The sequence below is a fragment of the Burkholderia sp. AU17457 genome (assembly GCF_002223255.1).
GTDB classification, from domain to species: Bacteria; Pseudomonadota; Gammaproteobacteria; order Burkholderiales; family Burkholderiaceae; genus Burkholderia; species Burkholderia sola.
In genome coordinates this window covers 680,505-704,798 of the sequence record NZ_NKFB01000005.1, presented here as the reverse complement: position 1 = coordinate 704,798, position 24,294 = coordinate 680,505, and the positions used below count along the sequence as shown (strand labels likewise).

27 protein-coding genes are annotated in these 24,294 nt (G+C 67.0%); 10 read left to right on the top strand and 17 right to left on the bottom strand.

Annotated features, from left to right (window positions below; genetic code table 11):
- Positions 1-2: 2 nt before the first annotated feature.
- The 6 genes from CFB49_RS20430 to CFB49_RS20405 are packed head-to-tail and all read right to left on the bottom strand — an operon-like array spanning position 3 to position 5,314.
- Positions 3-1,187 (bottom strand): MSMEG_0565 family glycosyltransferase, encoded by a 1,185-nt coding sequence (locus CFB49_RS20430; protein ID WP_089492147.1) that lies wholly within the window; start codon positions 1,185-1,187, stop codon positions 3-5.
- Positions 1,184-2,167 carry a sll0787 family AIR synthase-like protein gene (locus CFB49_RS20425; protein WP_089492146.1) on the bottom strand — a complete coding sequence of 328 codons (984 nt, stop codon included), beginning with the start codon at positions 2,165-2,167 and terminating at the stop codon, positions 1,184-1,186. Before CFB49_RS20425 ends, CFB49_RS20430 begins: the two co-directional genes overlap by 4 nt.
- Positions 2,164-2,709, bottom strand: coding sequence for an MSMEG_0567/Sll0786 family nitrogen starvation N-acetyltransferase (locus CFB49_RS20420; RefSeq protein ID WP_249190522.1), 546 nt, complete (start codon positions 2,707-2,709; stop codon positions 2,164-2,166). Before CFB49_RS20420 ends, CFB49_RS20425 begins: the two co-directional genes overlap by 4 nt.
- A gap of 17 nt (positions 2,710-2,726) precedes the next feature.
- A complete protein-coding gene (locus CFB49_RS20415; protein ID WP_069618653.1) occupies positions 2,727-3,797 on the bottom strand; it encodes an MSMEG_0568 family radical SAM protein in 1,071 nt (356 codons plus the stop codon).
- A complete protein-coding gene (locus CFB49_RS20410; RefSeq protein ID WP_089492145.1) occupies positions 3,790-4,812 on the bottom strand; it encodes a Nit6803 family nitrilase in 1,023 nt (340 codons plus the stop codon). The genes CFB49_RS20415 and CFB49_RS20410 overlap by 8 nt, the downstream gene beginning before the upstream one ends.
- Positions 4,813-4,831: 19 nt before the next feature.
- Complete coding sequence (locus tag CFB49_RS20405; RefSeq protein WP_046424759.1) at positions 4,832-5,314, bottom strand: MSMEG_0572/Sll0783 family nitrogen starvation response protein; 483 nt, start codon at positions 5,312-5,314, stop codon at positions 4,832-4,834.
- Positions 5,315-5,344: 30 nt separating this feature from the next.
- Between CFB49_RS20405 and CFB49_RS36400 the strand changes: the two genes are divergently transcribed.
- Both CFB49_RS36400 and CFB49_RS20400 read left to right on the top strand, forming a co-directional pair.
- On the top strand, positions 5,345-5,647 hold the full coding sequence (locus CFB49_RS36400; protein ID WP_176730200.1) for a hypothetical protein: 303 nt from the start codon (positions 5,345-5,347) through the stop codon (positions 5,645-5,647).
- Positions 5,648-5,695: 48 nt separating this feature from the next.
- Positions 5,696-7,087, top strand: a complete 1,392-nt coding sequence (locus tag CFB49_RS20400; protein WP_069618402.1) for an aminotransferase-like domain-containing protein — start codon at positions 5,696-5,698, stop codon at positions 7,085-7,087.
- A 317-nt stretch (positions 7,088-7,404) separates the two neighbouring features.
- Here CFB49_RS20400 and CFB49_RS20395 read toward each other — a convergent pair whose 3' ends face one another.
- Entirely contained in the window at positions 7,405-8,451 is a 1,047-nt protein-coding gene (locus CFB49_RS20395; protein WP_089492144.1) for an AraC family transcriptional regulator, read from the bottom strand.
- Positions 8,452-8,509: 58 nt separating this feature from the next.
- Between CFB49_RS20395 and CFB49_RS20390 the strand changes: the two genes are divergently transcribed.
- Both CFB49_RS20390 and CFB49_RS20385 read left to right on the top strand, forming a co-directional pair.
- The gene (locus CFB49_RS20390; protein WP_089492143.1) at positions 8,510-9,565 is read left to right on the top strand and encodes an SDR family oxidoreductase; all 1,056 of its coding nucleotides are present in this window, start codon (positions 8,510-8,512) and stop codon (positions 9,563-9,565) included.
- 122 nt (positions 9,566-9,687) lie between these two features.
- Complete coding sequence (locus CFB49_RS20385) at positions 9,688-10,164, top strand: RidA family protein (protein ID WP_089492142.1); 477 nt, start codon at positions 9,688-9,690, stop codon at positions 10,162-10,164.
- Positions 10,165-10,232: 68 nt separating this feature from the next.
- On the opposite strand, the gene CFB49_RS20380 is transcribed toward CFB49_RS20385, so the two are convergent.
- The 9 genes from CFB49_RS20380 to CFB49_RS20340 all read right to left on the bottom strand — a co-directional run bounded on the left by CFB49_RS20380 (position 10,233) and on the right by CFB49_RS20340 (position 17,194).
- Complete coding sequence (locus CFB49_RS20380; protein ID WP_069618654.1) at positions 10,233-10,622, bottom strand: HrpB1 family type III secretion system apparatus protein; 390 nt, start codon at positions 10,620-10,622, stop codon at positions 10,233-10,235.
- 75 nt (positions 10,623-10,697) lie between these two features.
- Positions 10,698-11,504, bottom strand: a complete 807-nt coding sequence (sctT, locus tag CFB49_RS20375; protein WP_089492141.1) for a type III secretion system export apparatus subunit SctT — start codon at positions 11,502-11,504, stop codon at positions 10,698-10,700.
- Between the two features lie 52 nt (positions 11,505-11,556).
- Positions 11,557-12,042: a type III secretion system protein gene (locus tag CFB49_RS20370; RefSeq protein ID WP_089492140.1), complete on the bottom strand. Its 486-nt coding sequence runs from the start codon at positions 12,040-12,042 to the stop codon at positions 11,557-11,559.
- A 15-nt stretch (positions 12,043-12,057) separates the two neighbouring features.
- Positions 12,058-13,449 carry a type III secretion system ATPase SctN gene (sctN, locus tag CFB49_RS20365; protein ID WP_089492139.1) on the bottom strand — a complete coding sequence of 464 codons (1,392 nt, stop codon included), beginning with the start codon at positions 13,447-13,449 and terminating at the stop codon, positions 12,058-12,060.
- 51 nt (positions 13,450-13,500) lie between these two features.
- The gene (gene sctL / locus CFB49_RS20360; RefSeq protein ID WP_089492138.1) at positions 13,501-14,502 is read right to left on the bottom strand and encodes a type III secretion system stator protein SctL; all 1,002 of its coding nucleotides are present in this window, start codon (positions 14,500-14,502) and stop codon (positions 13,501-13,503) included.
- Positions 14,496-15,308 carry a type III secretion protein HrpB4 gene (locus CFB49_RS20355; protein ID WP_249190516.1) on the bottom strand — a complete coding sequence of 271 codons (813 nt, stop codon included), beginning with the start codon at positions 15,306-15,308 and terminating at the stop codon, positions 14,496-14,498. The genes sctL and CFB49_RS20355 overlap by 7 nt, the downstream gene beginning before the upstream one ends.
- Positions 15,305-16,099: a type III secretion system inner membrane ring lipoprotein SctJ gene (gene sctJ / locus CFB49_RS20350; protein ID WP_069618409.1), complete on the bottom strand. Its 795-nt coding sequence runs from the start codon at positions 16,097-16,099 to the stop codon at positions 15,305-15,307. Before sctJ ends, CFB49_RS20355 begins: the two co-directional genes overlap by 4 nt.
- A 56-nt stretch (positions 16,100-16,155) precedes the next feature.
- The gene (locus CFB49_RS20345; RefSeq protein ID WP_069618410.1) at positions 16,156-16,554 is read right to left on the bottom strand and encodes a serine kinase; all 399 of its coding nucleotides are present in this window, start codon (positions 16,552-16,554) and stop codon (positions 16,156-16,158) included.
- A gap of 28 nt (positions 16,555-16,582) precedes the next feature.
- The gene (locus tag CFB49_RS20340) at positions 16,583-17,194 is read right to left on the bottom strand and encodes an HrpB1 family type III secretion system apparatus protein (RefSeq protein WP_256979911.1); all 612 of its coding nucleotides are present in this window, start codon (positions 17,192-17,194) and stop codon (positions 16,583-16,585) included.
- 334 nt (positions 17,195-17,528) lie between these two features.
- On the opposite strand from CFB49_RS20340, the gene sctU reads away from it, so the two are divergent.
- Genes sctU through sctS form a run of 6 tightly spaced genes read left to right on the top strand, consistent with a single transcriptional unit; the run spans position 17,529 to position 23,579 of the window.
- Positions 17,529-18,587, top strand: a complete 1,059-nt coding sequence (sctU, locus tag CFB49_RS20330; RefSeq protein ID WP_089492135.1) for a type III secretion system export apparatus subunit SctU — start codon at positions 17,529-17,531, stop codon at positions 18,585-18,587.
- 5 nt (positions 18,588-18,592) lie between these two features.
- Entirely contained in the window at positions 18,593-20,569 is a 1,977-nt protein-coding gene (locus CFB49_RS20325; RefSeq protein ID WP_089492794.1) for an FHIPEP family type III secretion protein, read from the top strand.
- Positions 20,570-20,585: 16 nt separating this feature from the next.
- Positions 20,586-21,530 (top strand): type III secretion system protein SctP, encoded by a 945-nt coding sequence (sctP, locus tag CFB49_RS20320; protein ID WP_089492134.1) that lies wholly within the window; start codon positions 20,586-20,588, stop codon positions 21,528-21,530.
- 7 nt (positions 21,531-21,537) lie between these two features.
- Positions 21,538-22,662, top strand: coding sequence for a type III secretion system cytoplasmic ring protein SctQ (gene sctQ / locus CFB49_RS20315; protein ID WP_089492133.1), 1,125 nt, complete (start codon positions 21,538-21,540; stop codon positions 22,660-22,662).
- Positions 22,649-23,305, top strand: a complete 657-nt coding sequence (gene sctR, locus CFB49_RS20310; RefSeq protein WP_069618416.1) for a type III secretion system export apparatus subunit SctR — start codon at positions 22,649-22,651, stop codon at positions 23,303-23,305. The genes sctQ and sctR overlap by 14 nt, the downstream gene beginning before the upstream one ends.
- Positions 23,306-23,315: 10 nt before the next feature.
- The gene (gene sctS / locus CFB49_RS20305; protein ID WP_027782683.1) at positions 23,316-23,579 is read left to right on the top strand and encodes a type III secretion system export apparatus subunit SctS; all 264 of its coding nucleotides are present in this window, start codon (positions 23,316-23,318) and stop codon (positions 23,577-23,579) included.
- On the opposite strand, the gene CFB49_RS36840 is transcribed toward sctS, so the two are convergent.
- Complete coding sequence (locus CFB49_RS36840) at positions 23,549-24,277, bottom strand: hypothetical protein (protein WP_249190515.1); 729 nt, start codon at positions 24,275-24,277, stop codon at positions 23,549-23,551. The genes sctS and CFB49_RS36840 overlap by 31 nt on opposite strands.
- Positions 24,278-24,294: the final 17 nt, after the last annotated feature.

Sequence of the window (24,294 nt, the reverse complement as noted above, 5' to 3'; positions counted from 1 at the left end):
CCTTACTCGGCGGACGATGCTTGCGCGCGCTGCGCCAGCCTGTCCTGGTAAATGTCCAGATGTCTGCGCGCACTCGCGTCCCATGTGAAGCGGTTCAGCAGTGCGGGGACGGCATGGATGAAATCGGGAGCCCGCCGCCCCGAGAGCGCGTCGTGCAGCGCATCGGCGATCGAATCCACATCGGCGGGATCGGCCCACACGCACGCGTGCTCGTCCAGATACTCGGTAAACGGTTCGATTTCGGATACGACGACGGGCTTGCCGCACGCGAGCGCCTCGAGCACGACCAGACCGAATCCCTCGCGGATCGACACCATCGACACCACGTCGGCGCAGTGCATTAGCGCGACCAGCGCCGCATCATCAAGCGGCCCGGTCGGTATGACGGCTTCGTCGACGCCGATCCCGAGCCCGAGCGCGGCGGCGCGCGCAACGAAGCGGCGCGCGTAGGCGTCGTGATCGAGCAGGCTCGCGCCGCCCGCGATCACGAGCCGTGCGTCGGGCATCGTGCCGCGCAGCCGGACAAATGCGTCGAGCAACGCGATCGAGTTCTTCCGCTGCTCGATCCCGCCGATCGCCAGGACGACCGGCGCGCCGTGCAGGCCGAACCGCCGCCGCACCACCTGCATGTCCGCTTGGCTCGCGCGAGCGAACCGGGCGACGTCTACGCCGTTGGGCACCACGCTCGCGTCGACCCCGAACGTCTTGCGCATCGTCGCCGCCCACGCGGCGCTCACACACAGAACCTGGTCCGCCTCGCGCCATGCACGTTCCTGCCAGCGTTCGAGCTGCGGGTCGTCGAATACGTCGAGGTGATGCACGGTCCGTACGAATCCGCGTATTGCGCCTGACTGCCGCAGTTCGGCCAGCGCATTGCCCGTGATGCTGTCCTGGGCATGCAGAACGTCGAACCGGCCCGCATCGTGTTCCAGCAACGCGTGCCCCATCGCGGCAATTCGCGCGCGCACCATGTCCACGACGCCGCGCGGACGGCCACCGACATGCGCCAGTACGACGCGGCACGGGACATCGCGGAACATCGCATCGCCCGGCGCGGCCGGCGCGAACACGGTGACGTCGCTTCCCGCTTCGTGGAGCGCCCTCGCGAGTTCGAGTGCGTGCACGACGCCGCCGCGCGGATTGACCGAGTGGGTCAGCAGCGCGATGCGCAACGTGTCGCCGCTCATCGCACACCTCCGACGCCGGTGATGAACGGCTCGATCCCGAAATCCCACAGCCCCGCCGTTTCGCCCGCCTCTTCGACGACGACCTCGCGCGTTGCGTCGATATCGCCGATCACCGCACACGCGAGCCCGCGCGCCGTGAAGCGTTCCGCGATCGCGTCGGCATGCGCCGGCCGCGCCGCCATCAGGAACCCGTAACTCGGAAAGGCCGTCAGCCAGCGATCGAAGTCGACGCCGGGAGGCCGCGGGATCGCGTCGAGCACGATCCGCGCACCGACGCGCGAGCATTCGGCGAGCATCAGCGCCGTACCGAGCACGCCCGCCATCGAGATATCCTTCGCGGCATCGCACAACCCGTCTTCGGCCAACGCCGGCAGAATCTCGAGATCGCCGCGCAGCCGGGCCGGCGGCGCGCCGACCGACGCATTCCAGAACGGATACGGCTCCTCGAATGCGCCGCGCAGGTCGACCGCCATCATCAGGCGATCGCCCGGCCGCGCGCTGAAGCTCGACAGCAGCGCGCGCGCCCGGCCCAGGATCGATACGGCCAGTTGCCCCTGCGCGCTGCGTGTGTTGCTGTGACCGCCGACGATCGGCACGCCATACGCCGACGCAGCCGCGGCCATCCCGGCAAGCACTGGCCGCGCGGTGTCGATCCCGTCGCTCCACAATGCGTCCACGACAGCGATCGGCCGCCCGCCCATCGCGTAGATGTCGCTGACATTCGCCATCACGCCGCTATATCCGGCGAACCACGGCATCGACCCGACGAAATCACCGACCATGCCCTCGATCGCAAAGAGCAGATAGCCGTCACCGTCGGGAATCGCCGCACAGTCGTCACCGAGCGCCACCGCGTGGGCGAGATCGCGTTCGCCGTTCGGCAATGCCGCCGCGAGCGATGCGACCACGCCGGAGATGTCGTGCTTGTGCTGGAAGCCGCGGCTGGCACGCAGCGCCGCGATGCGATCCCCGACACTCATGGCCGTCCCTCCGAGCGCAGGACGAAACCCTCGAACGGCGTACCGCACGGCGGATAGTGCGCAAGCTGGGCCTGCATCAGCTGATGGGGGCGGCCAAATAACGTTTCCTCGCCGAGTGCATCCCAGTGAAGCCGACGAAACAGCGGCACGTTCTGCGCTTGCACATGCGCGACGAAGGTGTCGCAACCTTCGGCATGCGCGCTGCTGACGGCCAGCGCGATCAGCATCGAGCCGATCCTGCCCTGTCGGCGGAACGCCGGATGCACCGCGAGCCGCGACCCCATCCAGGCGCCGGGCGCGGTTTCATGAATCCGCACCGTGCCGACCACCTGCTCCGGCAGGCCGGCGCAGCCACTGACCGCGACCAGCAATTGCGCTTGACGATCGATATCGTCGCGATCGTCGCCGACGAAAATCCCCTGCTCGATGCAGAATACGGCCCGGCGCAGCTTGTACGCCTCGTCGATTTCCCACGGAAGCTCCGCCCATTTGATCCGGTACTCGGCAGGCCGGTACGTGTCGCGGCTGTCGGCCAACCCCATCTCTACGCAGTACATGGTCAGGCCTCGTAGGTCGACAGCGACGAGCAGGCGCCGCACTTGCCGCACCCGGCCTTGATGTCGGCGGAACGCATGCCGGCGTCGCGCAACATGGCGCCGAGCGGCGCGAGCACCGCGCGCATGAAGTCCGGCGACGGCGCAGGATGGCTCTCCAGCGGCGTGCCGCTGATCGGAACGAACGGCACGACGAACGGATACACGCCCAGGTCGATCAGTTCGCGCGACATGTCCAGGATCGCCGCCTCGCTGTCCCCCAGCCCGGCGAGGATGTAGGTGCTGACCTGTCCGCGGCCGAACACCGCGACGGCCGCGCGGAATGCCGCCCTGTACCGGGACAACGGCACGCTCGCCTTGCCCGGCATGATCCGTTCGCGCACGGCCGGCGTCACGGCTTCCAGATGCATGCCCAGCGTATCGATCCCGCTTGCCTTCATCCGGTCGAACCAGCCGTCGTCGTCGGGCGGCTCGCACTGCGCCTGGATCGGCAGATCGACGGCCGCCTTGATCGCGAACGCGCTTTCGCACAGCACGCGGGCGCCGCGATCCGGCGTCGGCGGCGTGCCGGTCGTCAGGACCATGTGCTTGACGCCGTCGAGCAGCACCGCCGCGCGCGCCACCTCCGCGAGTTGTTCCGGCGTCTTGCGTGCGATCGTCCGGCCAGCGGCCAGCGACTGGCCGATCGAGCAGAACTGGCAGGTCTTGCGCCGGCTCTCGTAGCGAATGCAGGTCTGCAACACCGTGGTCGCCAGCACGTCGGCGCCATGCAGCGTCGCGATGTGCGAATACGGCACGCCCTCCAGCGTCTGCAATGCATAGAAGCGCGGGTTCGACGGAAAGCTGATGCTCGCGATCGGGATGGCGCCGCGCGAGAGCAGGCTGACGCCCGCCGCGTCGGGCTCCGCCGCGACGAACGGCGATTCCCACGCGGTGCTCGTGTGGACCGGCACCATGATGGTCACGCCGTCGACCGTCACGGCCTTGTGATCGGATGGCCCCGCGCCGCCGCGCCGGCTCGCCGCGCCCACCCGAGGGTCCGCGAGGCGCAGCCCGACCGACTGCAGTTCAGTCATCAATTGCCGGCTCTGTACCGACGGTTTCGCGTTCGCGCTCATGGCAGTTTCCCTCGAAGTCGCGTGCGGCCGAAGCGCCGGTCCCCATCGGGGTCACCGTCGTCGCCGGCCGATCGTTGATGGCAAGGCTCAGCAGTTCCGGACGGGCATAGTGGCCGACCGAATCCATCATGCGCTTGCGTTTGGTGATCAGCGACATGTCCATGTCGGCGATCACCATCCCTTCGCCCGAGCGCAACGGCTCGGCCAGATGCTGGCCCTCCGGGGACACGATCGCGGTATTGCAGCCGCCGCGCAGGGCCTTCTGCAGATTCGGATCGCCGGTGATCGACTCGATCTGGGCATCCGTCAGCCAACCGGTCGCATTGACGACGAAGCAGCCCGATTCCAGCGCGTGGTGACGAATCGTGACTTCGATCTGTTCCGCGAAGATCGGGCCGACCAGCGATCCGGGGAACTGGCTGCAGTGAATTTCCTCGTGCTGCGTCATCAGCGCATACCGCGCGAGCGGGTTGTAGTGCTCCCAGCAGGCGAGCGCACCGACCCGTCCGACGCCGGTCTGCGCAACCTTGAGCCCGGCCGCGTCGCCCTGCCCCCAGATCATTCGCTCGTGAAACGTCGGCGTGATCTTGCGGCGCTTCACCGCGAGTCGTCCGTCGACGTCGAAGATCAGCTGCGTGTTATACAGGCTGCCGTGGTCGCGCTCGTTCACGCCGAGCACGATCACCATCCCGTGCAGCCGCGCGCGCTCGGCGACCGCTTGCGTCACGGGGCCGGGCACCGCGACGGCCTGCTCGTAGAGCCGCATGTGATCGGCGCCGGACGCGACCGGCGCCCGCACGAACGAGAAGTACGGGTAGTACGGCACGAATGTTTCGGGGAAGACGATCAGCTGGACGCCCTTGCCGGCGGCCTCGTCGATCGCCGCACAGACCTTGTCGAGCGTCGCGCCGGCGCGTTCCAGATCGGGAGCGATCTGGACGGCTGCCGCACGGACGATGCGTTTGTCGGACATGATGGCACCCGTCGCTCGATCAAACGGTCCAGGTGTGGATGATCAGCGCGTTCTCCTTGCGGTGAAGCAGCTGGATATCCAGCACGTCGAGCGGATTGATCGGCCGGATGCCCTCGATCAGCGACGCTTCGCCGTGCCCGTATAGCGCCTGCAGCGCGAAGCGGCACGCGTAGACCTTCCCCCCCTCTTCCATGAACTTGACGAGTTGCTTGTTGAAGTTCAGATGGCCGGGAAATGCTTCGTCGCCGAGCGTCGGAAACCCGCGCTGCAGGCCAAGCGTCACGCCGGGGCCGTAGAGCAGCACCGACGTGTCGAACCCTTTGCGTTGCAGGCGTGTCGCCTGCAGCAGGTTCACGAAGCCGATCGATCCCTCGAACGCAACCGTGTGGAACGTCACGAGCGCCTTCTCGCCCGGTTCCGCCTTGACGTCTTCGAACACTTTTTCCTCGTAATCGACGAGGAAATCTCCTTTCTTGTGCAGAGGCTGATTGACTGCGGGCATGGCACGCTCCGTTTGGAAATGAGTTGAACGATGTTCCCGAACGCTTTCGAATCCGGGCGAACTCATTCACGCAACGCATATGCCAACGGGCTCCAAGCCGATGCGATCACTCTCCAATCATTCAATCGATCAATGCCGATGCCGTCGGTCCGATCCTTGCGTGACCGGATCGGTCTCGGACGGAAAACGACCGGCCAGCGCGCCGCCGCGCACCGGACTGATGCAGCAGAAAGCGGCTCGTGCGCATCGAGCGTGCATCGATGCATCGATCCGATACACGATGCGATCAATGCAATCAGCCGGCTGAGAAATACCGATATCGATATTTTTTGATTAATGCGTGATGCTAACGTTTCGATTAACCGTCAAATGGAATCGGGTATGGACTACGCAATCCATCATTGGTCTAAGCGGCTATTGGAAAGCAGGAAACCGGCGTACCTGCTGATCCCCGACCTCATCGAGGAAGATCTCGCCGCGGGCCGTCTGAAGCCACGCGACCGTCTGCCCGGGTTGCGCGATCTCGCCGGTGCGCTGAACCTCAACTACACCACGGTGGCCCGCGCGTATGCGGAAGCGCGCCGACGCGGCCTGCTCGATACGCGCGCGGGAAGCGGCACGTTCGTGCGCGGCCCGACGCGAACGATTCCACTGTCGGGAGGAAGCAGCATCGAGATGTCGATGAACATGCCGCCCGAGCCGCCCGAGATGGCCAGGCGACTACAGCAATCGGCGGCGGCATGGATCGACGGCGCCGATCCTTACCAGCTCATGCGATACCAGGATTTCGGCGGCACCCCGGCGGATCGCGCCGCCGGCCGCGCGTGGCTGGCCAATCGCCTGCCGGGCTGCAGTGGCGATACCGTGCTCGTCTGCCCGGGCATCCACAGCGCGCTCGTCGCGCTCGTCTCCACGCTTGCGCGCCGCGGCGACGCAATCTGCCTCGATTCGCTCGCTTACCCGGGCATCAAGGCAATCGCATCGCAGCTGGGCGTACAGTTGCAGCCGCTGCCACGGGACGACGACGGTCCGTTGCCGCACGCATTCGAATCGCTCTGCAAAAGCGGACGACCAGCCGCGCTGTACTGCAACCCTACTTTGCAGAACCCGAGCACGCTCACGATACCGTTCAGACGCCGCGAAGCCCTGGCCGATGTCGCACTGCGCTACAACGTGCCCATCATCGAGGACGACGCGTATGCGATGCTGCCGCAGAGCGCGCCGCCGCCGCTGGCGTTGCTGGCGCCCGAACTGACCTACTACGTGACCGGCATGTCGAAGAACTTCGGCGCCGGGTTGCGCATCGCTTACCTGCTGGCGCCGACGGTACGTGAAGCGCAGCGTATCGCCGGCGCATTGCGCGCCACCACCGTGATGCCGAGCCCGTTCACGATGCTGCTGTCGACCCAATGGATCAACGACGGCACCGCGAGCGAGATGCTGGCCGCGATTCGATCGGAGGCACATGCACGGCAGGCCATCGCGGGCCGGATTCTCGGCGCATGGCCTTTCGATGCCCACCCCGACGGTTTCCATCTCTGGTTGCCGATTCCGCGCGAGTGCCTATGGACCGCACCGGACCTGGCGCAGCATCTGCGGAGTCGAAGCGTCGCCGCCGTGGCGAGCGCGGCATTTTCGACGGACGGCGACCCGCCGGCGGCGATCCGTATCTGCCTCGGCGGGCCGCAGGATCGTGAGCAGTGCCGCGACGGCCTGGAACTCGTCGCGGATGCACTGACCGACGCGCATCATCTTTACGGTGCCGCGATGTAGCGGCCGGTACCGCGTCGAAGACAAACGAACGCCCCGGTTCGCCCTCGCGCTCGACCCGCAACCGTCAGAACGTGTGCCGAATGCCGATCCGCGCCGCGGCCTGAAAACTCGTGCTGGACGCCGATCCGAGCGCAGCTTCGATTTGAGCGCCGTGTGCATGATCATGCGCGAGCGCGCCAACGAAATAAACGTCCGTTCGCTCGGAAATGCAGTATTGCGTCACCTGACGGGATCTTTGCGCAAGGCAGGGCAACGCCTGTCTTGAGGGCCGTGAACCATGCATGCCCGCGAGCCGCTCCGCGTATCGATCGAGCATTTCACCGAGGTTCCGATGGAAGCGACTGCAGCGTCGAAGCAGCAGCCTCGACGTCCGCTCGAACGCTAGCGCGCTCACTGCCCACGTCTTCGGAAGCAGTCCGTACGATATGACGATATGCGGTCGGCGAATGGCCGGACCTGCGCTTGAACGCGTTACTGAATGCGCTTTCGGACGAATAACCGAGCGACTGGGCAAGCAGAGCCACCGGGATGTTCTCGTCGCGCAAACGGCGCTCCGCCACGCGCATGCGCCACTCGCCAAGATAGGCCAACGGCGCGACACCGGCGCTCGCCCTGAAGTGAGAAGCGAACGTGGTCCGCGACATCGCACACGCGGCGGCAAGCTCATCCAGATGCCACGAACGTGCGGGATCGCCGTGCATCAGTCGCAATGCGGGGGCGATGCGCGGGTTGCCGAACGCGCGCAGCCATCCCGTCAAGGACGCGGACGTTTTCAGATGTGCACGCAGTATCTGAATGAAGAGCAGCTGGGAAAGCTGGGCCGATACGAGTTGCGCGCCAGGCAGATCGGCCGCGCGCTCTTCCACGAGTTGCTCGAGAAGCCAGCGAACCTTCACGGCCTGCGGCGATACGGCCGGCACGTGAATCCATGGCGGCAGAACGTCCGACAGCAAGCTGCCCGTTACTGGATCGAGCAGTACGTGCCCGCCGATCTGCGCGAAGTCGTCGCCGTCGCCCAGTTTCACCGCCGACCTGCCGGCGCCCGAGAACAACGCTATCGCGTCGACGGGCGGAACGCAAGGATCGCTCGCGAGGACGAAGGACCGCTTTGCCGTCAGCAACCCGACGTCACCGCTTCCAAAGCGGATGGGCGTTTCTTCTCCGTCGATAGAAACCCAGCACACGCCCTTCACCACCGCAAAGAACTTGATCTTGTCGGGTGCCGGAAATCGAACGGCCCAAGCGCCGCCGGCGGAAAAGCCTCCCGTCGCCAGTGATTCGGCGCTCGTGAGCCTCAGGATGTCGGAGAAAGGGTCGTCACTCATGATCGTACTGTCGCGCAAGTAAATCGCACTATAGAGCATTAACAAGCCGCCGGCCGGGCCTTAACCTTCCGGTTCTTCGTCCCGGACACTCAACGACATGAACAGCAATACCAGCCTCGAATCGGTTCTCGTAACGGGCGGCAGCGGCTTCATTGCGCAACACTGCATCCTGGCGCTGCTCGATCGCGGCTATCGGGTGCGCACCACCGTTCGCTCGCTCGCACGCGAGACTGAGGTGCGCGCGCAGCTCGAAAGAGGCGGCGCAAAACCTGGCGAGCGCCTGTCATTCGTCGAGGCGGATCTCCTCGCCGACGACGGCTGGCAACAGGCAACTGCCGGCTGCACCTACGTCGTGCACGGCGCGTCGCCCACGCCCACCGGCACGCAGACGAGCGAAGACGATTGGGTCAAGCCTGCCATGGCAGGCACGCTGCGCGTGCTGCGTGCGGCGCGGGACGCGGGTGTAAAGCGCGTCGTGCTGACCTCCGCTTTCGGTGCGATCTGCGCCGGACACGGGCCAATGAGCCGCCCCTTCGACGAGACCGACTGGAGCAACCTGACGGCCGCCGATGTCTGGCCTTATCAGAAGTCGAAGACGTTGTCGGAACGCGCGGCCTGGGATTTCATCGCGCGAGAAGGACGCGGCATGCAACTGTCCGCGATCAATCCGGTGACGGTTCTCGGGCCTGTGCTCGGCGACGACTATTCGCACTCCATCCGCCTGATCAGGGGCATGCTGAACGGCCAGCCCGGCAATCCGCGCATCAATTCCGGCTTCGTCGACGTGCGCGACGTCGCCGACCTGCATGTGCGCGCCATGACCCACGACGCCGCGAACGGAGAGCGCTTCATTGCCATTGCCGGCGAAAGCATGTGGCTCGCCGAAGTCGCGCAGGTGCTCAAGGCGCGCATGGGGGATGCCGCGCGCCATGTGTCCACCCGGGTGCTGCCCGACTGGCTCGTGCGCATCGGCGCGCTGAAGGATCCCGCGCTGCGAGGATCGCTGCCGCTGCTCGGCCGCAATCTGAACGCCACCAGTCAGAAAGCCATCAGCTTGCTCGGCTGGTCGCCGCGCCCGCGCGAGGACGCCATTGTCGCCACGGCCGAAAGCCTCGTGCACCTCGGGCTGCTGCGCGATGCCGGCCGGCGATAGCATCCGCACAACCACCGCTCCCGCCGCTGCCATTTTGTTCCGGCCTGCCGATCGAGGGCCCTGCGCCCCGAAAGCACCGCCAGCCCGGCGACGGTTTTGCTCACCTCTCCTACGGAGGCTCCATGCCTGACACCACCACCGCCCGTCTTGCCGCACTCGGACTGGTTCTTCCGCCCCCCATCGCGCCGCTCGGCTCGTATCGGACCGTATCGATCGCGGGCAACCACGCACACGTGTCGGGCCTCGGGCCGTTCGAGAACGGCAAGCCTGTGACGGGCATCGTCGGGGAAGACATGAGCATCGAGCGCGCTCAAGCCTGCGCACGGCTGACGATGCTGATGATTCTGGCTTGCCTCGACGAACGGTGCGGGCTCGATCGCGTCAGGCGTTGCATACGGTTGACCGTGTACGTTCGCGCGTCGGCTTCGTTCACTCGGCATCCGCAGGTGGCGAACAGTGCGAGCGACGTACTGCTGGACCTGTTCGGCGCGGACTTGTTGCCTGCCCGCAGCGCGATCGGCGTGCACACGCTGCCCATGGGCATTCCGGTTGAAATCGACAGCGTATTCGAGTTGCACGGCGAAGCAGGCCGTGATTAGTTCGCCCGGTCCCGTCGCGCCGGGCATGGCGTCAGCGTGTCGACGCGGGTTTCAAGGTTCAGTGGAATCTATCCGCGCCCGATCGCGGGCGCGGCGAGCAGCGCCTGGGCGGTGCGCGTGGCCATCGGGTCGTCGGATTTGTACGCCGCCGCGTAGGCATAGGTACGCCACGATGCATCGCCAAGCGCATAAAGACATACGGCTGCGAGCGCCATGCCGCGCGACGACAGCGTGCCATCGCGCTCCACCCGGCGCAATTCGCTCAGCGCCTCGCCCCAGGCGCGTGCACGCACATGCCACCAGGCCAGCACCTCGCGCATTTCGCCGTTCCCGGGACGCAGCACCGCCATCGCGTCGAGCAGGTCCTGAACGTCCGAAAACGTATCCAGCGCCGCACCGGCCCACAGCACGTCCATCATCCCCGTAACGATCGCGTTGTCGCTCAACGTCTCGATCATGTGCTTCTCCAAGCTTTTTCAGCCAATCGCCATCGGCGCACGCATCATTGCGCCCGCTCGCGCATTCAGCGCGTTTCACTTGCCGCCCGCGAGCGCCCTCGCCTCGGCCGCGATGCCCACGAGCGACAGCTGATCGCGTACCTGATCGATGAAAATCGCCGCCATCAAGGCGAGCATCAGAATCGTGAGCGCGCCTTTCACGGGCTGCGCCAGCGACGGCAGATCAAGCTTTTGCGACACCTTCCCGGTAAAGCCGAAGCCGATATCGATCAGCAGCAGCATCAACATCATCGGCGTGGCCAGCTTCGCCACCGTTTCCATCAGCGAGTCGGTCTTCAGCAACACGAACGATTCGAGTACCGATCCCCCGGCCGGCGTGAGGTTCGCAAGCGGCCACCAGGTATACGATTCGTAGATCGCACCGAGCAGAAACGTCATGCCGCCCAGACACCAGAACGCCGCGATCGCGAACTGGCTCAGCAGCGTGGAAGTCAGCGACGTCTGCTGCCCGTGGCTCGGGTTCTGCATCTGCAGCTGATTGAAACCGGTCAGATCGTCGACGTACGTGCCGACGCTTTCGGCGGCCCAGAACACCGTCGACGCCGCGAAGCCGAGGCCGACGCCGATCAGCGCCTCCTTCAACCCGATGCCCACGAGCATCGTCGCATCCCCCTGCTCGAGCAGGCCGCGTTGCCCGTAGGCGATGAAGCTGCCCCACAGCAGCGCCAGTGCGGTGCGCACGCGGCCTTGCACGACGTTGTCGGACGTCGGCGGAAAAATCATCATCAGGACCATCAATCGTTCGCTGCAAAGGCCGAGCACGATCAGAAACCTGACCAGTTGATGACTCGATTCGATCGATGCGAAGGTAATCTCGCTCATTTCAGTCGCCTGTCGTCCAATGGATGCGCGGCTTGCGGGCGCGCTTGCCGCTTCAAAACGCCGGGCTGGGCCGGCGGCTCTCCGATGTTTCCTCGTCCTGCGCGTCCTCGATCGCGAGCTCGATTGCCTTGACGAGCGTGTCGCGCCGCTTGCCGTAGATGTCGATGCGGGCACGATTGCGCAGGATCTCCGAACGCAGCGCACCGATCTGCACCTCCTTCGCCGCCAGCGCCTGCCCGGCCTGCGCCGCCCGAGCCTCGAGCATCGCGTGCTGCTCGGCCGCGTGCGAGCGGAATTCGCGCAGCTTCAGATACTCGTCCGCCCGGAAGGACACGCTGCCCAGCATCGCGTCGATCTTGCCGTCATGCGCGGCGAGCTCGGCCGCATGCGCGTGCACCGCCGCGCGGCTTTCCTCCAACGCATCCGTGAGCGCCTGCAGCTCGCCGCGCAAACCGCCGAGCGCCGCATTGAGCTTGCGATCGAGCTGGCGGCGACGCGAGAGCACGCGCTCGAACGCGGCAACACGGCGGTCTTTCATCGCTCGCCTCCAGTATCAGGACTGCACGATCTCGCCGAGGGCCGCGAGTGTGTCGCTCGGGTCGACGAGCAGATCGGTCGGTTGGCCGAGGAAAGCCCGAATCGCGTCGATCTTCGCAATGGCTTCGTCGGCAAGCGCATCGGTGCCGCTCTGATACTCGCCCACCTGCAGCAGCAATTCGACCTCCTTGTGCTTGGCCATCAGCCGCCGCACGTGTCCCGCCGCCGCCACGTGCTCGCGCGGCACCACCTGCGTCATCACGCGCGACAGACTGCCGAGCACGTCGATCGCCGGATAGCGGTTCTGTGCGGCGATCTCGCGCGAAAGAATCATGTGACCGTCGAGAATGCCCCGTACCTCCTCGGCGATCGGGTCGCCGCCCGATTCGTCCTCGGCCAGCACGGTATAAAGGGCGGTGATCGAGCCGTGCTCCGAGCGGCCCGCGCGCTCCAGCAGCCGCGGCAGCTCCGCGAAGATCGACGGTGGAAAGCCGCGCCGCGTCGGCGGCTCGCCCATCGCCAGGCCGATTTCGCGCTGCGCGCGCGCAAAGCGCGTCAGCGAATCCATCATCAGCAGCACACGCATGCCGCGGTCGCGGAAGTATTCGGCCACCGCCGTTGCCGCATAAGCGGCCTTCGCGCGCTCGATCGACGAGCGGTCCGATGTCGCGCAGACGACAACCGAGCGCGCCATTCCGTCGGGCCCGAGAATGTGCTCGCAGAATTCGCGCACTTCGCGGCCGCGCTCCCCGATCAACGCGATCACGTTGACGTCGCAGCGCGCCCCGCGCGCGAACATGCCCATCAACGTACTCTTGCCGACGCCGGCCGGCGCGAAGATGCCCATGCGCTGGCCCTCGGCCAGCGTCATCATGCCGTCGACGACGCGCACGCCCGTCGGCATCGGGGTATCGACGACGGGCCGCGACATCGGATCGGGCGGATCGGCGATGACGGGCTGCCATTCGTCGCATTCGAGCGGCCCCTTGCCGTCGATCGGCTCGCCCAGGCTGTCGATCACGCGGCCGAGCAGGCGGGGGCCGATGCGCAGCGAAAGCGGACGCCGGAGTCCCACCACGCGTGTCGCCCGCGACACGCTGCCGAGCCGGCCGAACGGCGAGAGCAGCGCGACGTCGCGCGAGAAGCCGACTACCTCGGCACGCTGCAGCAAGGCGCCTTCGGGCGAGCGCAGCTCGCATAGCTCGCCGAGCGTCGCGTCGAGCCCCGATACGCGTACGAGCGTGCCGATCACTTCCTGCACCTTGCCGCATGCCGCGGGTTGTGCGCGGGCGCGCAGTTCGCGCTCCATCGCATCCATCAGCGCCGAGAAGCCGCGTACGGCCCGCGGCTGCGCGATGCGCACCCCGCTCGCTTCGTCGGTTTCGAAACCGTCCGCGCTGTCGATCATGGCGCTCCCTTCCTGGTCATGTCTTCTTCCACGTGCGGCGCGACGGCCGGTTCAGATGGACATCGCGTCGGCGTCGGCATACGCGGCATCGGCCCAGCCCTCGTCGCGCCGGTCGTCCGCCGTGTGCAGGGCCGCGGCATCGTCTTGCCAACCTTCTTCGTCCCCGATGTTGCCGTCGCCATCGCCGCCGTCGGCCGCGTGCGCATCCGGGTCCGTCAGGTCGTCGCCGGCTCCGACGGCGGACTCGCCGATCGGCCCCTCGGCGTTGCCCGCGAAACCGGCCTGCGCGTCGACGGTTTGTGCGTCATCCCCGGGCCGCGCAGTCGGCGCGTCGCGCCATGGGTCCTCCGCCACGCTTCGCACCGCGCGCGCCAGGGCGTCGCGCATCGCCGCCAGGTGCAACGACAAGCTCGCGTCGATCGCGCCCAGATCGGTTTCGGCGACGCACGCGCCGGGCGCAAGCGTCGCGTCGGCCGCCACGCACAGCCGCACGGAGCGCCCGGCCTCGCGCCACGCCGCGGCCGCTTCGTCGAAGGCCGCGCTGGCCGCGGCCAGATCCGACGGATGAACACGCAGATGAACGGGACTGCCGTCGGCGACGATCCGCTCGACCGTCGCGGCCGCGCGCGCGAAAAGCGCCTTGGGATCCACCGACGCGACGATCTGCTCGACCGCCAGCGTCACGAGCTCGGCCAGCCGGTCCTGCTGCCCGGGCGCGAGCCGGCTGGCCTCGGCATGCGCGGCTGCCGCGCGTGCGTGCCAATCGGTCAGCCCCCGCCGCAATCCGTCGTCGTAGCCGCGCTCGGCCGCTTGCGCGAACTCGCGCATGGCGCGCTCGACGAGTTCGTCCGCGCGGGCGCGGGCTTCGTCGAGCAGCATGCGGGCCTGCGCGCGCGCCGCGTCCAGCGCGTCGTCGCATTGCCGGCGCATCTCGGCGTACGCCGCATCGATCTCGACGATCGCCGCGACGCGTTCATGACGCAGGACGTCGCCTTCGACGCCCGCACCGAGGCTCGTGCCTTCGGCCAGCGGATTGCGTAACCAGATCACCATGACCACTCCGGAAACAAGTCGGGCAGTTGCGAGACGATCGAAAGGCTCGGGCTCGGGCCTTCCGAAGACGGTAATGACAGCGGCAACGAAGGGGATGGCAACGCCCCCTCGTCGTCGCGCGCCGGCATGGCCAACCGCATGATCGCGAGCGGGCCGCCCGGCGCCCATCGGCAGTCGCGCTCGAAAAGCCGAAAGCCGAGCCAGGCCAGGACATCGCCATCGGCCGCGTCGAGCGGCACTTGCATGACCGATGCCGCGTGGCGCGCGCGTGCAGCAAGCGAACACGCATCGCCCGCAAGCTCGCGCCCGCGGGCGAAGAGCAGATTGACGCCGCGCGCCCCGATCCAGCCGGTCAACTTCTCGCGACGCGGCCGGTCGATCCAGGCGCGCAATGGCTCCGCCTGCTCGACGAGCGCGCGCAAGCGGAATACGGTCAGACAATCGTGCGCCGGCAGCAACGCAAGCGCCGTTTCCGGCGCGTTGAACGCGGCAAGCGGCGGCACCGGCATGCCCCATTCGTCGAGCAGCGCATCGGCAAGCGCCTCGGCCTGCGCGGGGCTGCATGCGCCGAGCCGGTCCGCACCGGGCACGCGTGCAAGGTACGCCGGATGCATCCAGTCGAACAGCGTACGCCGGCGCCGATGGTAGGCGGCCAGTCTCGCCGCCACGGCCGCCGGCGTCTCGCCGTTCGGGGCGGCAACGCTGTCGGCGGCGGCGTCGTATGCCTCGGCGGCGTCGTATGCGCTCGTCAAGTGCTCAACCCTGCTTGCCGTGCCGGCCATATGGTCGTTCGGATCGAAGGTCATGCCGGCGCTTTCGCCGCACGCCCCGCCCCGCGCGCGAACCGGCCCGCAAGTCCGCCGCCGCCCTTGAGCAGATTGCCGCGCCAGAGCGCGAAGCCGCCGGCGATCGTCAACAGCAGCACGCCGAGCGCGCCGCCCGCATAGACGACCCAGCCGTCCTGGCGGTGCGGGTGGGCAGGTGGATCGAGCGCATCGGCCGGCACGCTCGTCACGCTGACCTGATCGTAGGTCAGCCCCTCTATGCTGTGCACGACCAGGTTCTTGATCGCCGGCGTCATCCGATCGAGATTCGCGTCGGGCCGGTACTTGATGAAGACCGATGCGGACGACGGCTTGACCGACTGCGCGAGCGGGTCGTTGTTCGGCAGCACGATCTGCACGCGCGCCACGACCACGCCGTCGATCTTCGACAACGTATCGTCGAGTTCCTGCGACAAACCGTAAATGAAGCGCACGCGCTCCTCGGTCGGCGTGGAAACGAGCCCGTCCTTCTTGAACAGCGAGCCGAGGTCGTCGAATTTCTTGCGCGGCAGGCCGCGTGCGCGCAGCACTTCCACGGCATGCACGATCTGCTTTTCGTCGACGCTGACCGACCAGGTCTTGCCGCCATCGGGCGTGCTCTTTTGCGCGTCGACGCCGGACATCAGCAGCGCGGCCGCCATTTCGTTGCAGTCGCTTTCGGTCAGTTGCCCGTAGAGCTCCTGCTTGCAGGCCGCAAGCGACAGCACGAGCGCCGCCACCGCGACGAGCCGCCATGTGGAGGGCAGCCTCGAAGGCACGAGGTTCGGTTTCATCAGTTGCTCCGGCCAGTGTGAGAATCCTCTCCCTTTAGGGAGAGGAGAACGTCAAGTCATTGGTTCTTCATGAGCGTCTGCACGGCGTCCTTGGACGACTGCACGGTCGCCATCTTCACCTGCAGATCGGCGTTCAGGCTTGCGATCTCGAGCTGGATCGTCATGTCGGCGGCGGCAAGGCGCTCCATCGACAGCGCGCTCATGTGCTGAGTCATATAGAGCACGTCGTTCGGCACTTGCCGGTAATAGTCCGCCTGCTCCTCGACTGCTTTCGTCACGAGGTCCGCGCGCTCGGTCGGGTGGACGGCTGCCGCATGGTGGGGCGCCGAAGCCATCATCGCCTGGAATTTGTCGACGAGCGGCTGCGATATCGCGTCCGCATTCGGCGCCGCGGGCGTCGTGCCGGTGACGCGGGCCAGTTCGTACTGGAGTTGCGATGCAGTCGTGATGCTCATTTCGTTTCTCCTGGTAGGGGCAACAGGCTCAGACACGCATGTACTGCATCGTCAGCAGCATGTCGCTGGATGAGGACGACGGCGTCGCGACCGCTTCGCCGTCTTCGGCGTGCGCGCCGTTCTCGAACGCGAGCGCGGAATCCGGCGCAACGAAGCGGCCCGTGCGCTTCGCGGTCGCGACCGCCTGCTTCAGCTCCTCGCTCGCAAGCAGAACCTTCGCGAGCCGTTCAACCTCTTCGTTGCCGCCCTCCTCCAGCAGGTGTCGGGCCTCGTCCTGCCAACCGAACTCCTGGCGGGCCTTCAGGCACTGCAGCAACATTCCCTTGCTGGCCGGCAGGCAGACCGCGCGCTCGACCAGATCGCGAAAGAGCCGTTCGGCCTCGCTCCATTCCGCGCGCACCATATGCAGCCAGCCGTCGAAAAACGCGAATTCGGCGGAATCCGGGCGCAGCAGATGCAGCACGTCGACGAGGTGCTCGAGATCGTCGATGTCGACTTGCTGCGGCGTGCCTGCGCGGGCCAATGCCACCCTGACCAGGTCGACGATCGCGCCGACGACTCCCGATGGGCACTGCGGCCGATCCTTCAGAACGTCCATCCTTTCCCCCAAGGAAATCAGATTCGATCCGATGGGCCGCACCCGATGAGGCGTGGCCTTCCGTTGACGCTAAGTTACGCAACACGACGGGCGCGCCACGTGCCGGGCACGAAGTCGCACAACGAATTGCGAAGCGCCGCATGCGATGCGGCGGCGGTCCGAGCCGCTTTCGCGGACGCCTTCGCGCGCGCCCGCCGCCGCGCGGTTTGCCTTGCTCACGTGGCCTGCGCCCGAGCGACGCGCCGTCGCGCCGCCCGCTTCGCAGCCCTTGTCCTTGCTTCGCATCGCCGTCGCGCCGGATACCGCGGCGCCGCTAACGTTGCATCGGGGCGCCCCATCCCGGGTGCGCGCCGGCGACAAGCGAAGGACAGCGGTCATGAGCGACGAGAAAACCGAAGAGCCCACAGACAAGAAGCTGGACAAGGTCCGCGAGGAAGGCCAGGTCGCGAAGAGCACCGACCTCGTCGAAGTCGCGTCGCTCGGCTCGATCGTGCTGGTGCTGACGGCGGGCCAGCACTATCTGGCCGACACGCTGCGCGCGGTCGTCAAGGAAGCGGTCGATTTCACCCACGGCGAGCGCGAGTTGCAGGACCTCTGGCCCATCCTCGTTCATATCGGCCTGCAGGCGCTCGGTCTGCTGTGCGGGATCGCGGCCGTCGCGCTCGTCGCCGCCATCATCGCGCTCGCCCCCCAGACGGGACTCAAGATTTCGCTGAAAGCCGTGATGCCGAAGCTTGCGTCGGTCAGCCCCGGGTCCGGCTTTCAGCGCATCTTCTCGATGAACTCGGCCATCGACCTCGCGAAGATGGTCGGCAAGGCCGCGATTCTCGTCGCCGTCATGTGGCAGACGATCAAAAGCGCGATGCCCGTGGTGGCGAGCGCGCTCGATCAGTCCGTACCGCAGTTGATCGGCGTGCTGTGGTCCGTGCTCATGCATGTGGTCGTGGTCGCGCTCGGCGTGTTCGTCGTCATCGGCGCGTTCGACTACAAGCTGCAGAAGTGGCTCTTCATCCGCAAGAACCGGATGTCGAAAGACGAGGTGAAGCGCGAGCACAAGGAAAGCGAAGGCAACCCCGAACTCAAGGGCGAGCGCAAGCGCATGGCCAGGGAGATGTCGCAGGAAGGCCCGAAAGGCGGCGTCGCGCGCGCGAACGTCGTCGTGGTCAACCCGGTTCACTACGCGGTCGCGCTGCGCTACGACCCGGCGGAGTTTCCGCTGCCCGTCGTCCTCGCCAAGGGCGTGGACGAGCAGGCGCTGCGGCTGCGCCAGCAGGCGATGCACGCGCGCGTGCCCATCGTCGCGAACCCGCCCGTCGCGCGCATGCTGCACAAGGTGCCGCTCAATCAGCCGATTCCCGAAGAACTGTTCGAAGTCGTCGCCGCGATTCTTCGCTGGGTGGACGGCCTCGCGCCTCAAACCGCCACCACGGAGTAGTGGACATGTTCAAGACCATGAAACTGCCCGGCATCGGCGAGGCCGGCATCGCCGTCCTGCTGATCGCGATCGTCTCGCTGATGATCCTGCCGCTGCCCCCCGCCATCATCGACGGGCTGCTCGCGATCAACATCACGATCAGCATCACGCTGCTCATGGTGACGATGTATGTGGGCCATATCGCCACGCTCTCGGCGTTCCCGTCCGTGCTGCTCTTCACGACGCTTTTCCGGCTCTCGCTGAATATCGCGTCGACGAAGTCGATCCTGCTGCATGCCGATGCCGGCGAAATCATCGAAAGCTTCGGCCAGCTCGTCGTGGGCGGCAATCTCGTCGTCGGCCTTGTCGTGTTCGTCATCATCTCCGTCGTGCAGTTCATCGTGATCGCCAAGGGCTCGGAGCGCGTCGCCGAAGTGGGGGCACGGTTCACGCTCGATGCGCTGCCCGGCAAACAGATGAGCATCGATGCCGACCTCCGCGCGAACATCCTGACGCCGGACGAAGCCCGCAGGAAACGCGCAAGGCTCGCCATCGAAAGCCAATTGCATGGCGGCATGGACGGCGCGATGAAGTTCGTGAAAGGCGATGCGATCGCCGGCCTCATGATCACGATGATCAACATCGTCGCGGGCATCGCCGTGGGCGTCGCCTATCACGGCATGTCGGCCGGCGAGGCGGCCAACCGCTTCTCGGTCCTCTCGATCGGCGACGCCATGGTCTCGCAGATTCCCTCGCTGCTGATCTCGGTGGCCGCGGGCGTCATGATCACGCGCGTGGACGAGGGCGGCGACCATGGAAACTCCTCCCTCGGCGAAGACATCAGGCGCCAGTTCACGAGCAGCTCGCGCGCGCTGTACTTCGCCGCGCTGCTGCTGCTCGGCTTCGCCGCCGTGCCCGGTTTTCCGGCCGCGCTCTTCGCGCTGCTCGCCGGGCTGCTCGGCTTCGTCGGCTACCGTCTGCAGAAAAAGCAGGATGGTCCCGCCAAAGGCGCCGGCAAGCCCGTAGGGGCACTGCAGCGCGCCGGCGCCAAGGGCGACGCGCCGTCGATCCTGCCACGCCCGCCGCAGTTCACCTGCCCGCTCGGCGTGCGCCTCGCAACCGACGTCAGCGCGCGTCTCGCGGCCGATGCCCTTGATCGCGCGTTCGACGCACAGCGCCACGCGCTGCAATCGGAAGTCGGCCTGCCGTTCCCCGGCATCATGATGTGGTCCGACGGCACGCTGCCCGAGGACAGTTACGAAGTGCTCATCTTCGACGTGCCGCAAGGACGCACCACGCTCGCCGAAACGCGCGCGGTACACGCGGCGGCCGACGGCGGCGCACCGGACGCGCCTGCCGCCGCGGCGACACCGGAAGCATTGATCGCACGCCACACGATCGACCTGCTGCGGCGCAATGCCCATCTCTTTCTCGGCATCCAGGAAGCACAGTGGATGCTCGATCAGCTCAACGAGGACTACCCGGGCCTCGTCGCGGAGGTACAAAAGGCACTGCCGCTGCAGAAGATGGCGGACGTGCTACGCCGGCTGCTGGAGGAAGACGTGCCCGTGCGCAATATCCGCAGCATCACCGAAAGCCTGATCGTCTGGGGACCGAAGGAGAAGGACATGCTGATGCTGACCGAGTACATCCGCATGGAGCTCGGCCGGCTCATCGCCTATCGCGCGACGGGCGGCGTGCGGGATTTGCCCGTCGTACTCGTCGACGTTCAGGTCGAGCAGCACATCCGGCAGTCGATCAAACAGACCCCCACGGGCAACTTCCTCGCGCTGCCGCCCGACGAAATCGGCCAGCTCGTCGGCAAGATCGCCGACATCGTCGGCGATACGCCGCGGCAGCCGCTGGCGCTCGTCGCGTCGATGGATATCCGGCGCTACATCAAGCGCATGATCGAGGCACGGCTGCCCTGGCTGCCCGTGTATTCGTACCAGGAGCTCGGCGCGCATGTCGATCTCCAGCCCGTCGGCCGCCTGGCGATGTGATCGAGGGAGCCGCGCCATGCACTCCTCCGCCCCTCATCGCGCCCGCGTCATCGCGGCGCCGGCCGCGCACACCGACCCCGCACCCGAGATGCCGGCCGCGCAGTTGAGCCGCCAGGCCGCCCTTTTTCAGCGCCTGCGCGAAGGCACGCGCGCCGGCGCATCGGAAGCGCCCGGCGACGGGCAGCCGTGCGCCGCACCGGCCGAGCCGCCGTTCGCCGAGCCAGCCGATCCGCTCTACCCGGTCGCCGGGTTCGCCGCGGACGAACATCGCGACGATGCCGGCAGCGGCGAGCGCGACGACGACGCACAGGCCGGCTCCGGCGACGAACACGACGACGCTGCGGCGCACGCCCGATCGGCAGCCCCGGTGCCCGCTCCGGTACCTGCGACGATTCATCCGCCCATGCATTCGACGATGCGCGTGCCGGTGCATTCGGCCATGCATGGGCTCGTGCATGTGCCGGCATATTCGACGATGCCCGTACCGACGCCGATGCCGGCGCGCGGCGCGGCGCCGCTTTCACCACAGAGGCCGCCCAACGCCCGGCCATCGGCGACTGCGCCGGACACGCCGCACGTACAAACCGCGCGCGAGCCGCGGCGCCCCGAAGCAGGCGGCCCGCACGCCGTGGTCGCCGTGCAGGCACCGGCGCGCACGGGCCAGGACATGAACCGGTTCGTCGATTCGATCGTCGCCGAGGTGTCGGACTTCTGCGCCAATCCGATCGTGTTCGCAAGCGGCGACTGGCAGATCACGATTCCCATCGATCCGGCGCTGCTGCCAGGCTGCACGTTGAGCCTCGCGCTTTCGCATTTCCAGTTGACGCTTCGCTTCGACACCACCGACGCACGCTCGCGCGAACTAATCTCACAGCATGCGGCGACGTTGCGCACAAGCCTCGAAGAAGTGATGCAAGGCCGCTTCGACGGCGCGCGCAGCGTCGAGATCATCGTCACGTAAAACCCATATGGACACCACACGAACGCTACTGACAGACCACGTTGCGGCGGGCGCCCAAGCGCCGGCGGTAGCCGTTTTGCTCGATCCCGCGCGGCTGCCCGCGCTTGCGGCCGCCACCGCGCGCCAGCATCGGCTCGCCGTCGACGAGCGCCTGAGCGCACTGCTCGCTCACGCGCTCGGCGTCTCGGCCTTCAGCGTCGGCGCGCACGACTTCGTGGCGCCGGAGCGCGCCGCCGTCGTGCGCGTGCGCTGGGGCATGGAGACGGCCGCGGTGCGCATCGACGTCGGACAGCACACGGGGCTCGCGAGCGTCGTCGCGTCGGACGAGCCCGTCAACGAGCGCTTGCGCGATGCCGTGTGCGCGATCCTGCTCGATCCGCTGCGGCGTGCCCTGCAAGCGCTCGGCTTCGACGGCGCGGAAATCGTCTCGCTCGAACGCGCCGCGCGTCAGCCGCCGAGCGCGCCTTGCTGCGCGCTCTCGCTGCGCCTGGGCGATACCCGCTTCGATGCGGTGATCGAGCACATCGACAGCGGCTGGCTCGACGCGCTCGAAACGCTCGTGGCCCGGCAATGCACGCCGTTCGCCACCCACGTCAGCGAGATCGCCGTACCGGGCCGGCTGCGGATCGGCGAGAAAACCATGAACGTGACGACGCTCGATTCGCTGCGCGCGGGGGACGTCATCTTGCGTGCCGTTCCCGAAGCCACCCGCGCGCTCTTCGCGAGCGAGCGCTCGTCCGCCCCGATGCAAGTCGTCTGGGGCCGCTACGGGACGCGGCAACTGCGCGCCGTGGCAGACGTCACCCACCACCTGATGACCTTGAGCGAGGACCCCACCATGAGCCATGAGACGCAGTTCAACGCGCCGCTTACCGATTCGATCGACACGCCCGTCGAAATCAGCCAGCTGGACCTGCCGCTGAAGCTCGAGATCGACACGGTTTCGATGCCGGTCGCCCAGCTCTCGGCGCTGCGCGCGGGCTACGTGCTCGAGCTGCCCACCGCGCTGCCCGATGCGCGCGTGCGGCTCGTCACCTACGGGCAGACGATCGGCTTCGGCGAACTCGTGAGCGTCGGCGATCATCTCGGCGTGCGTCTCGTTCAGCTGTCGCGCGGCCATGGTTCAGTTTAGCGATCTCACCGGGCTGCTGATCACCGTCGTCGCGATCAGCCTGATCCCGTTCGTCGCCATGGTCGCGACCTCGTACGCGAAGATCGTGGTCGTGCTCGGACTGTTGCGCAACGCGCTCGGCGTGCAGCAGGTGCCGCCGAACATGGTGCTCAACGGCATCGCGGTCCTCGTCTCCGCTTACGTGATGGCGCCGATCGGCATGCAGGCCATGCAAACCATGCAGACCATGCACCGTACCCCCGGCAGCGACACGTCGCTCGTCGTGCTCGATGCCTTCGATGCGGCAAAGGAGCCGTTTCGCGCCTTTCTGAAGAAGCACGCGCACGAGCGCGAAAAGCGGTTCTTCGTGCGCTCGGCAACCGTGGTCTGGCCGAAGGACATGGCGGCGAAGATCCGTGAGGACGACCTCATCGTCCTTGCCCCGGCCTTCACGCTGACCGAGATGACCGACGCCTTCAAGATCGGCTTTCTGCTGTACATCGCATTCATCGTCGTCGATCTCGTCATCGCCAACGTGCTGATGGCGATGGGCCTGAATCAGGTCCAGCCGACGAACGTCGCGATTCCGTTCAAGCTGCTCCTGTTCGTCGTCATGAGCGGCTGGTCCACATTGATTCACGGTCTTGTCATGACCTATCGCTGAGGCGCGCACCATGGAAACCGATACGCTCGTTCGCATCACCTCGCAGGGCCTGCTGCTCTGCCTGTCCGTCTCGATGCCGGTGGTGGCCGTCGCCGCGCTCTCCGGCCTCGCGATTTCGTTCGTGCAGGCCATCACGTCGATGCAGGACCAAAGCATCTCGTACGCGGTGAAGCTCGTGGCCGTCGTGGCCACCGTGCTCATGATCGGCGCCTGGGGCGCCGCCGCGATCCTGCGCTTCGCTAATCAGATCATCACGCTCGCGGTGCCGTCATGAATTCGCCGATCCGCAACAACCACGGCCACCACGCCGCCGATCTCGCGCAGCAGGCGCAGGCCGGCGCCGAGCACGTGGGGCAGATGACCCAGGCGCGCGGCTTCACGGGCGTGAAGGTGCAGCACACGAAGATGCAGCGCGCGCGCATGCAGCACAACAAGATGCTCGCCGCCGCTTTCTACCGCGGCAAGCGTTTTGCCGAAGGCATGCACAAGCCGCCGCCCCCTTCCGCGCAAAAGCTGATGCGCCAGCTCGGCCAACGGCCGCGGCCGGCGGGCTCGGCGAAGACGCAGGGCAAAGAGGCATCGGCTCACGAGCGGCCGGACGACCCGCACGCGCTCGAGCCCAGGCACGAGCATGAACACGAACACCCGCACGAGCGCGAACGCAAGCACGAGCAGGGTCAGCAGCAAAAGCACGGACAGCAGCAAAAGCGCGAGCGCGATCAGCAACACGGCGACGGGCAGCAACAGCATCGCAACGGCCATGGGCACGATCGCGGCTCGAATCAGCACGGCGAAGAGCAGGGGCAGCCGCAGCAGGGTGCGCCGCGCGACGGGCAGCCTCGGCGCGACGGCCGTCAGTCCGGCGAAGGCCGCGACAAACCGCGCAAGTTCGCGATCGGCAAGGCGGGCCGGGCCAAGGCCGCCGCGCGCAGCCAGCCGCTCGCGGCCACGATGCAACTGCTCGCGACGCACAAGCTCGGTGCGCCGGA

Excerpts from the sequence above, each read along its gene's own strand:
- sctS (WP_027782683.1), top strand. The coding sequence starts at position 23,316 with ATGGAAACCGATACGCTCGTTCGCATCACCTCGCAGGGCCTGCTGCTC.
- CFB49_RS20410 (WP_089492145.1), bottom strand. The coding sequence starts at position 4,812 with ATGTCCGACAAACGCATCGTCCGTGCGGCAGCCGTCCAGATCGCTCCC.
- CFB49_RS20420 (WP_249190522.1), bottom strand. The coding sequence starts at position 2,709 with ATGGGGTTGGCCGACAGCCGCGACACGTACCGGCCTGCCGAGTACCGG.
- CFB49_RS20325 (WP_089492794.1), top strand. The coding sequence starts at position 18,593 with ATGTTCAAGACCATGAAACTGCCCGGCATCGGCGAGGCCGGCATCGCC.
- CFB49_RS20400 (WP_069618402.1), top strand. The coding sequence starts at position 5,696 with ATGGACTACGCAATCCATCATTGGTCTAAGCGGCTATTGGAAAGCAGG.
- CFB49_RS20385 (WP_089492142.1), top strand. The coding sequence starts at position 9,688 with ATGCCTGACACCACCACCGCCCGTCTTGCCGCACTCGGACTGGTTCTT.
- CFB49_RS20405 (WP_046424759.1), bottom strand. The coding sequence starts at position 5,314 with ATGCCCGCAGTCAATCAGCCTCTGCACAAGAAAGGAGATTTCCTCGTC.
- CFB49_RS20370 (WP_089492140.1), bottom strand. The coding sequence starts at position 12,042 with ATGAAAGACCGCCGTGTTGCCGCGTTCGAGCGCGTGCTCTCGCGTCGC.
- sctL (WP_089492138.1), bottom strand. The coding sequence starts at position 14,502 with ATGGTGATCTGGTTACGCAATCCGCTGGCCGAAGGCACGAGCCTCGGT.
- sctT (WP_089492141.1), bottom strand. The coding sequence starts at position 11,504 with ATGAGCGAGATTACCTTCGCATCGATCGAATCGAGTCATCAACTGGTC.
- sctJ (WP_069618409.1), bottom strand. The coding sequence starts at position 16,099 with ATGAAACCGAACCTCGTGCCTTCGAGGCTGCCCTCCACATGGCGGCTC.
- sctP (WP_089492134.1), top strand. The coding sequence starts at position 20,586 with ATGCACTCCTCCGCCCCTCATCGCGCCCGCGTCATCGCGGCGCCGGCC.
- CFB49_RS20390 (WP_089492143.1), top strand. The coding sequence starts at position 8,510 with ATGAACAGCAATACCAGCCTCGAATCGGTTCTCGTAACGGGCGGCAGC.
- CFB49_RS20395 (WP_089492144.1), bottom strand. The coding sequence starts at position 8,451 with ATGCTCTATAGTGCGATTTACTTGCGCGACAGTACGATCATGAGTGAC.
- CFB49_RS20345 (WP_069618410.1), bottom strand. The coding sequence starts at position 16,554 with ATGAGCATCACGACTGCATCGCAACTCCAGTACGAACTGGCCCGCGTC.
- sctU (WP_089492135.1), top strand. The coding sequence starts at position 17,529 with ATGAGCGACGAGAAAACCGAAGAGCCCACAGACAAGAAGCTGGACAAG.
- CFB49_RS36400 (WP_176730200.1), top strand. The coding sequence starts at position 5,345 with ATGTTCCCGAACGCTTTCGAATCCGGGCGAACTCATTCACGCAACGCA.
- sctR (WP_069618416.1), top strand. The coding sequence starts at position 22,649 with ATGGTTCAGTTTAGCGATCTCACCGGGCTGCTGATCACCGTCGTCGCG.
- CFB49_RS20415 (WP_069618653.1), bottom strand. The coding sequence starts at position 3,797 with ATGACTGAACTGCAGTCGGTCGGGCTGCGCCTCGCGGACCCTCGGGTG.
- sctN (WP_089492139.1), bottom strand. The coding sequence starts at position 13,449 with ATGATCGACAGCGCGGACGGTTTCGAAACCGACGAAGCGAGCGGGGTG.
- CFB49_RS20430 (WP_089492147.1), bottom strand. The coding sequence starts at position 1,187 with ATGAGCGGCGACACGTTGCGCATCGCGCTGCTGACCCACTCGGTCAAT.
- CFB49_RS20425 (WP_089492146.1), bottom strand. The coding sequence starts at position 2,167 with ATGAGTGTCGGGGATCGCATCGCGGCGCTGCGTGCCAGCCGCGGCTTC.
- sctQ (WP_089492133.1), top strand. The coding sequence starts at position 21,538 with ATGGACACCACACGAACGCTACTGACAGACCACGTTGCGGCGGGCGCC.
- CFB49_RS20355 (WP_249190516.1), bottom strand. The coding sequence starts at position 15,308 with ATGACCTTCGATCCGAACGACCATATGGCCGGCACGGCAAGCAGGGTT.
- CFB49_RS20380 (WP_069618654.1), bottom strand. The coding sequence starts at position 10,622 with ATGATCGAGACGTTGAGCGACAACGCGATCGTTACGGGGATGATGGAC.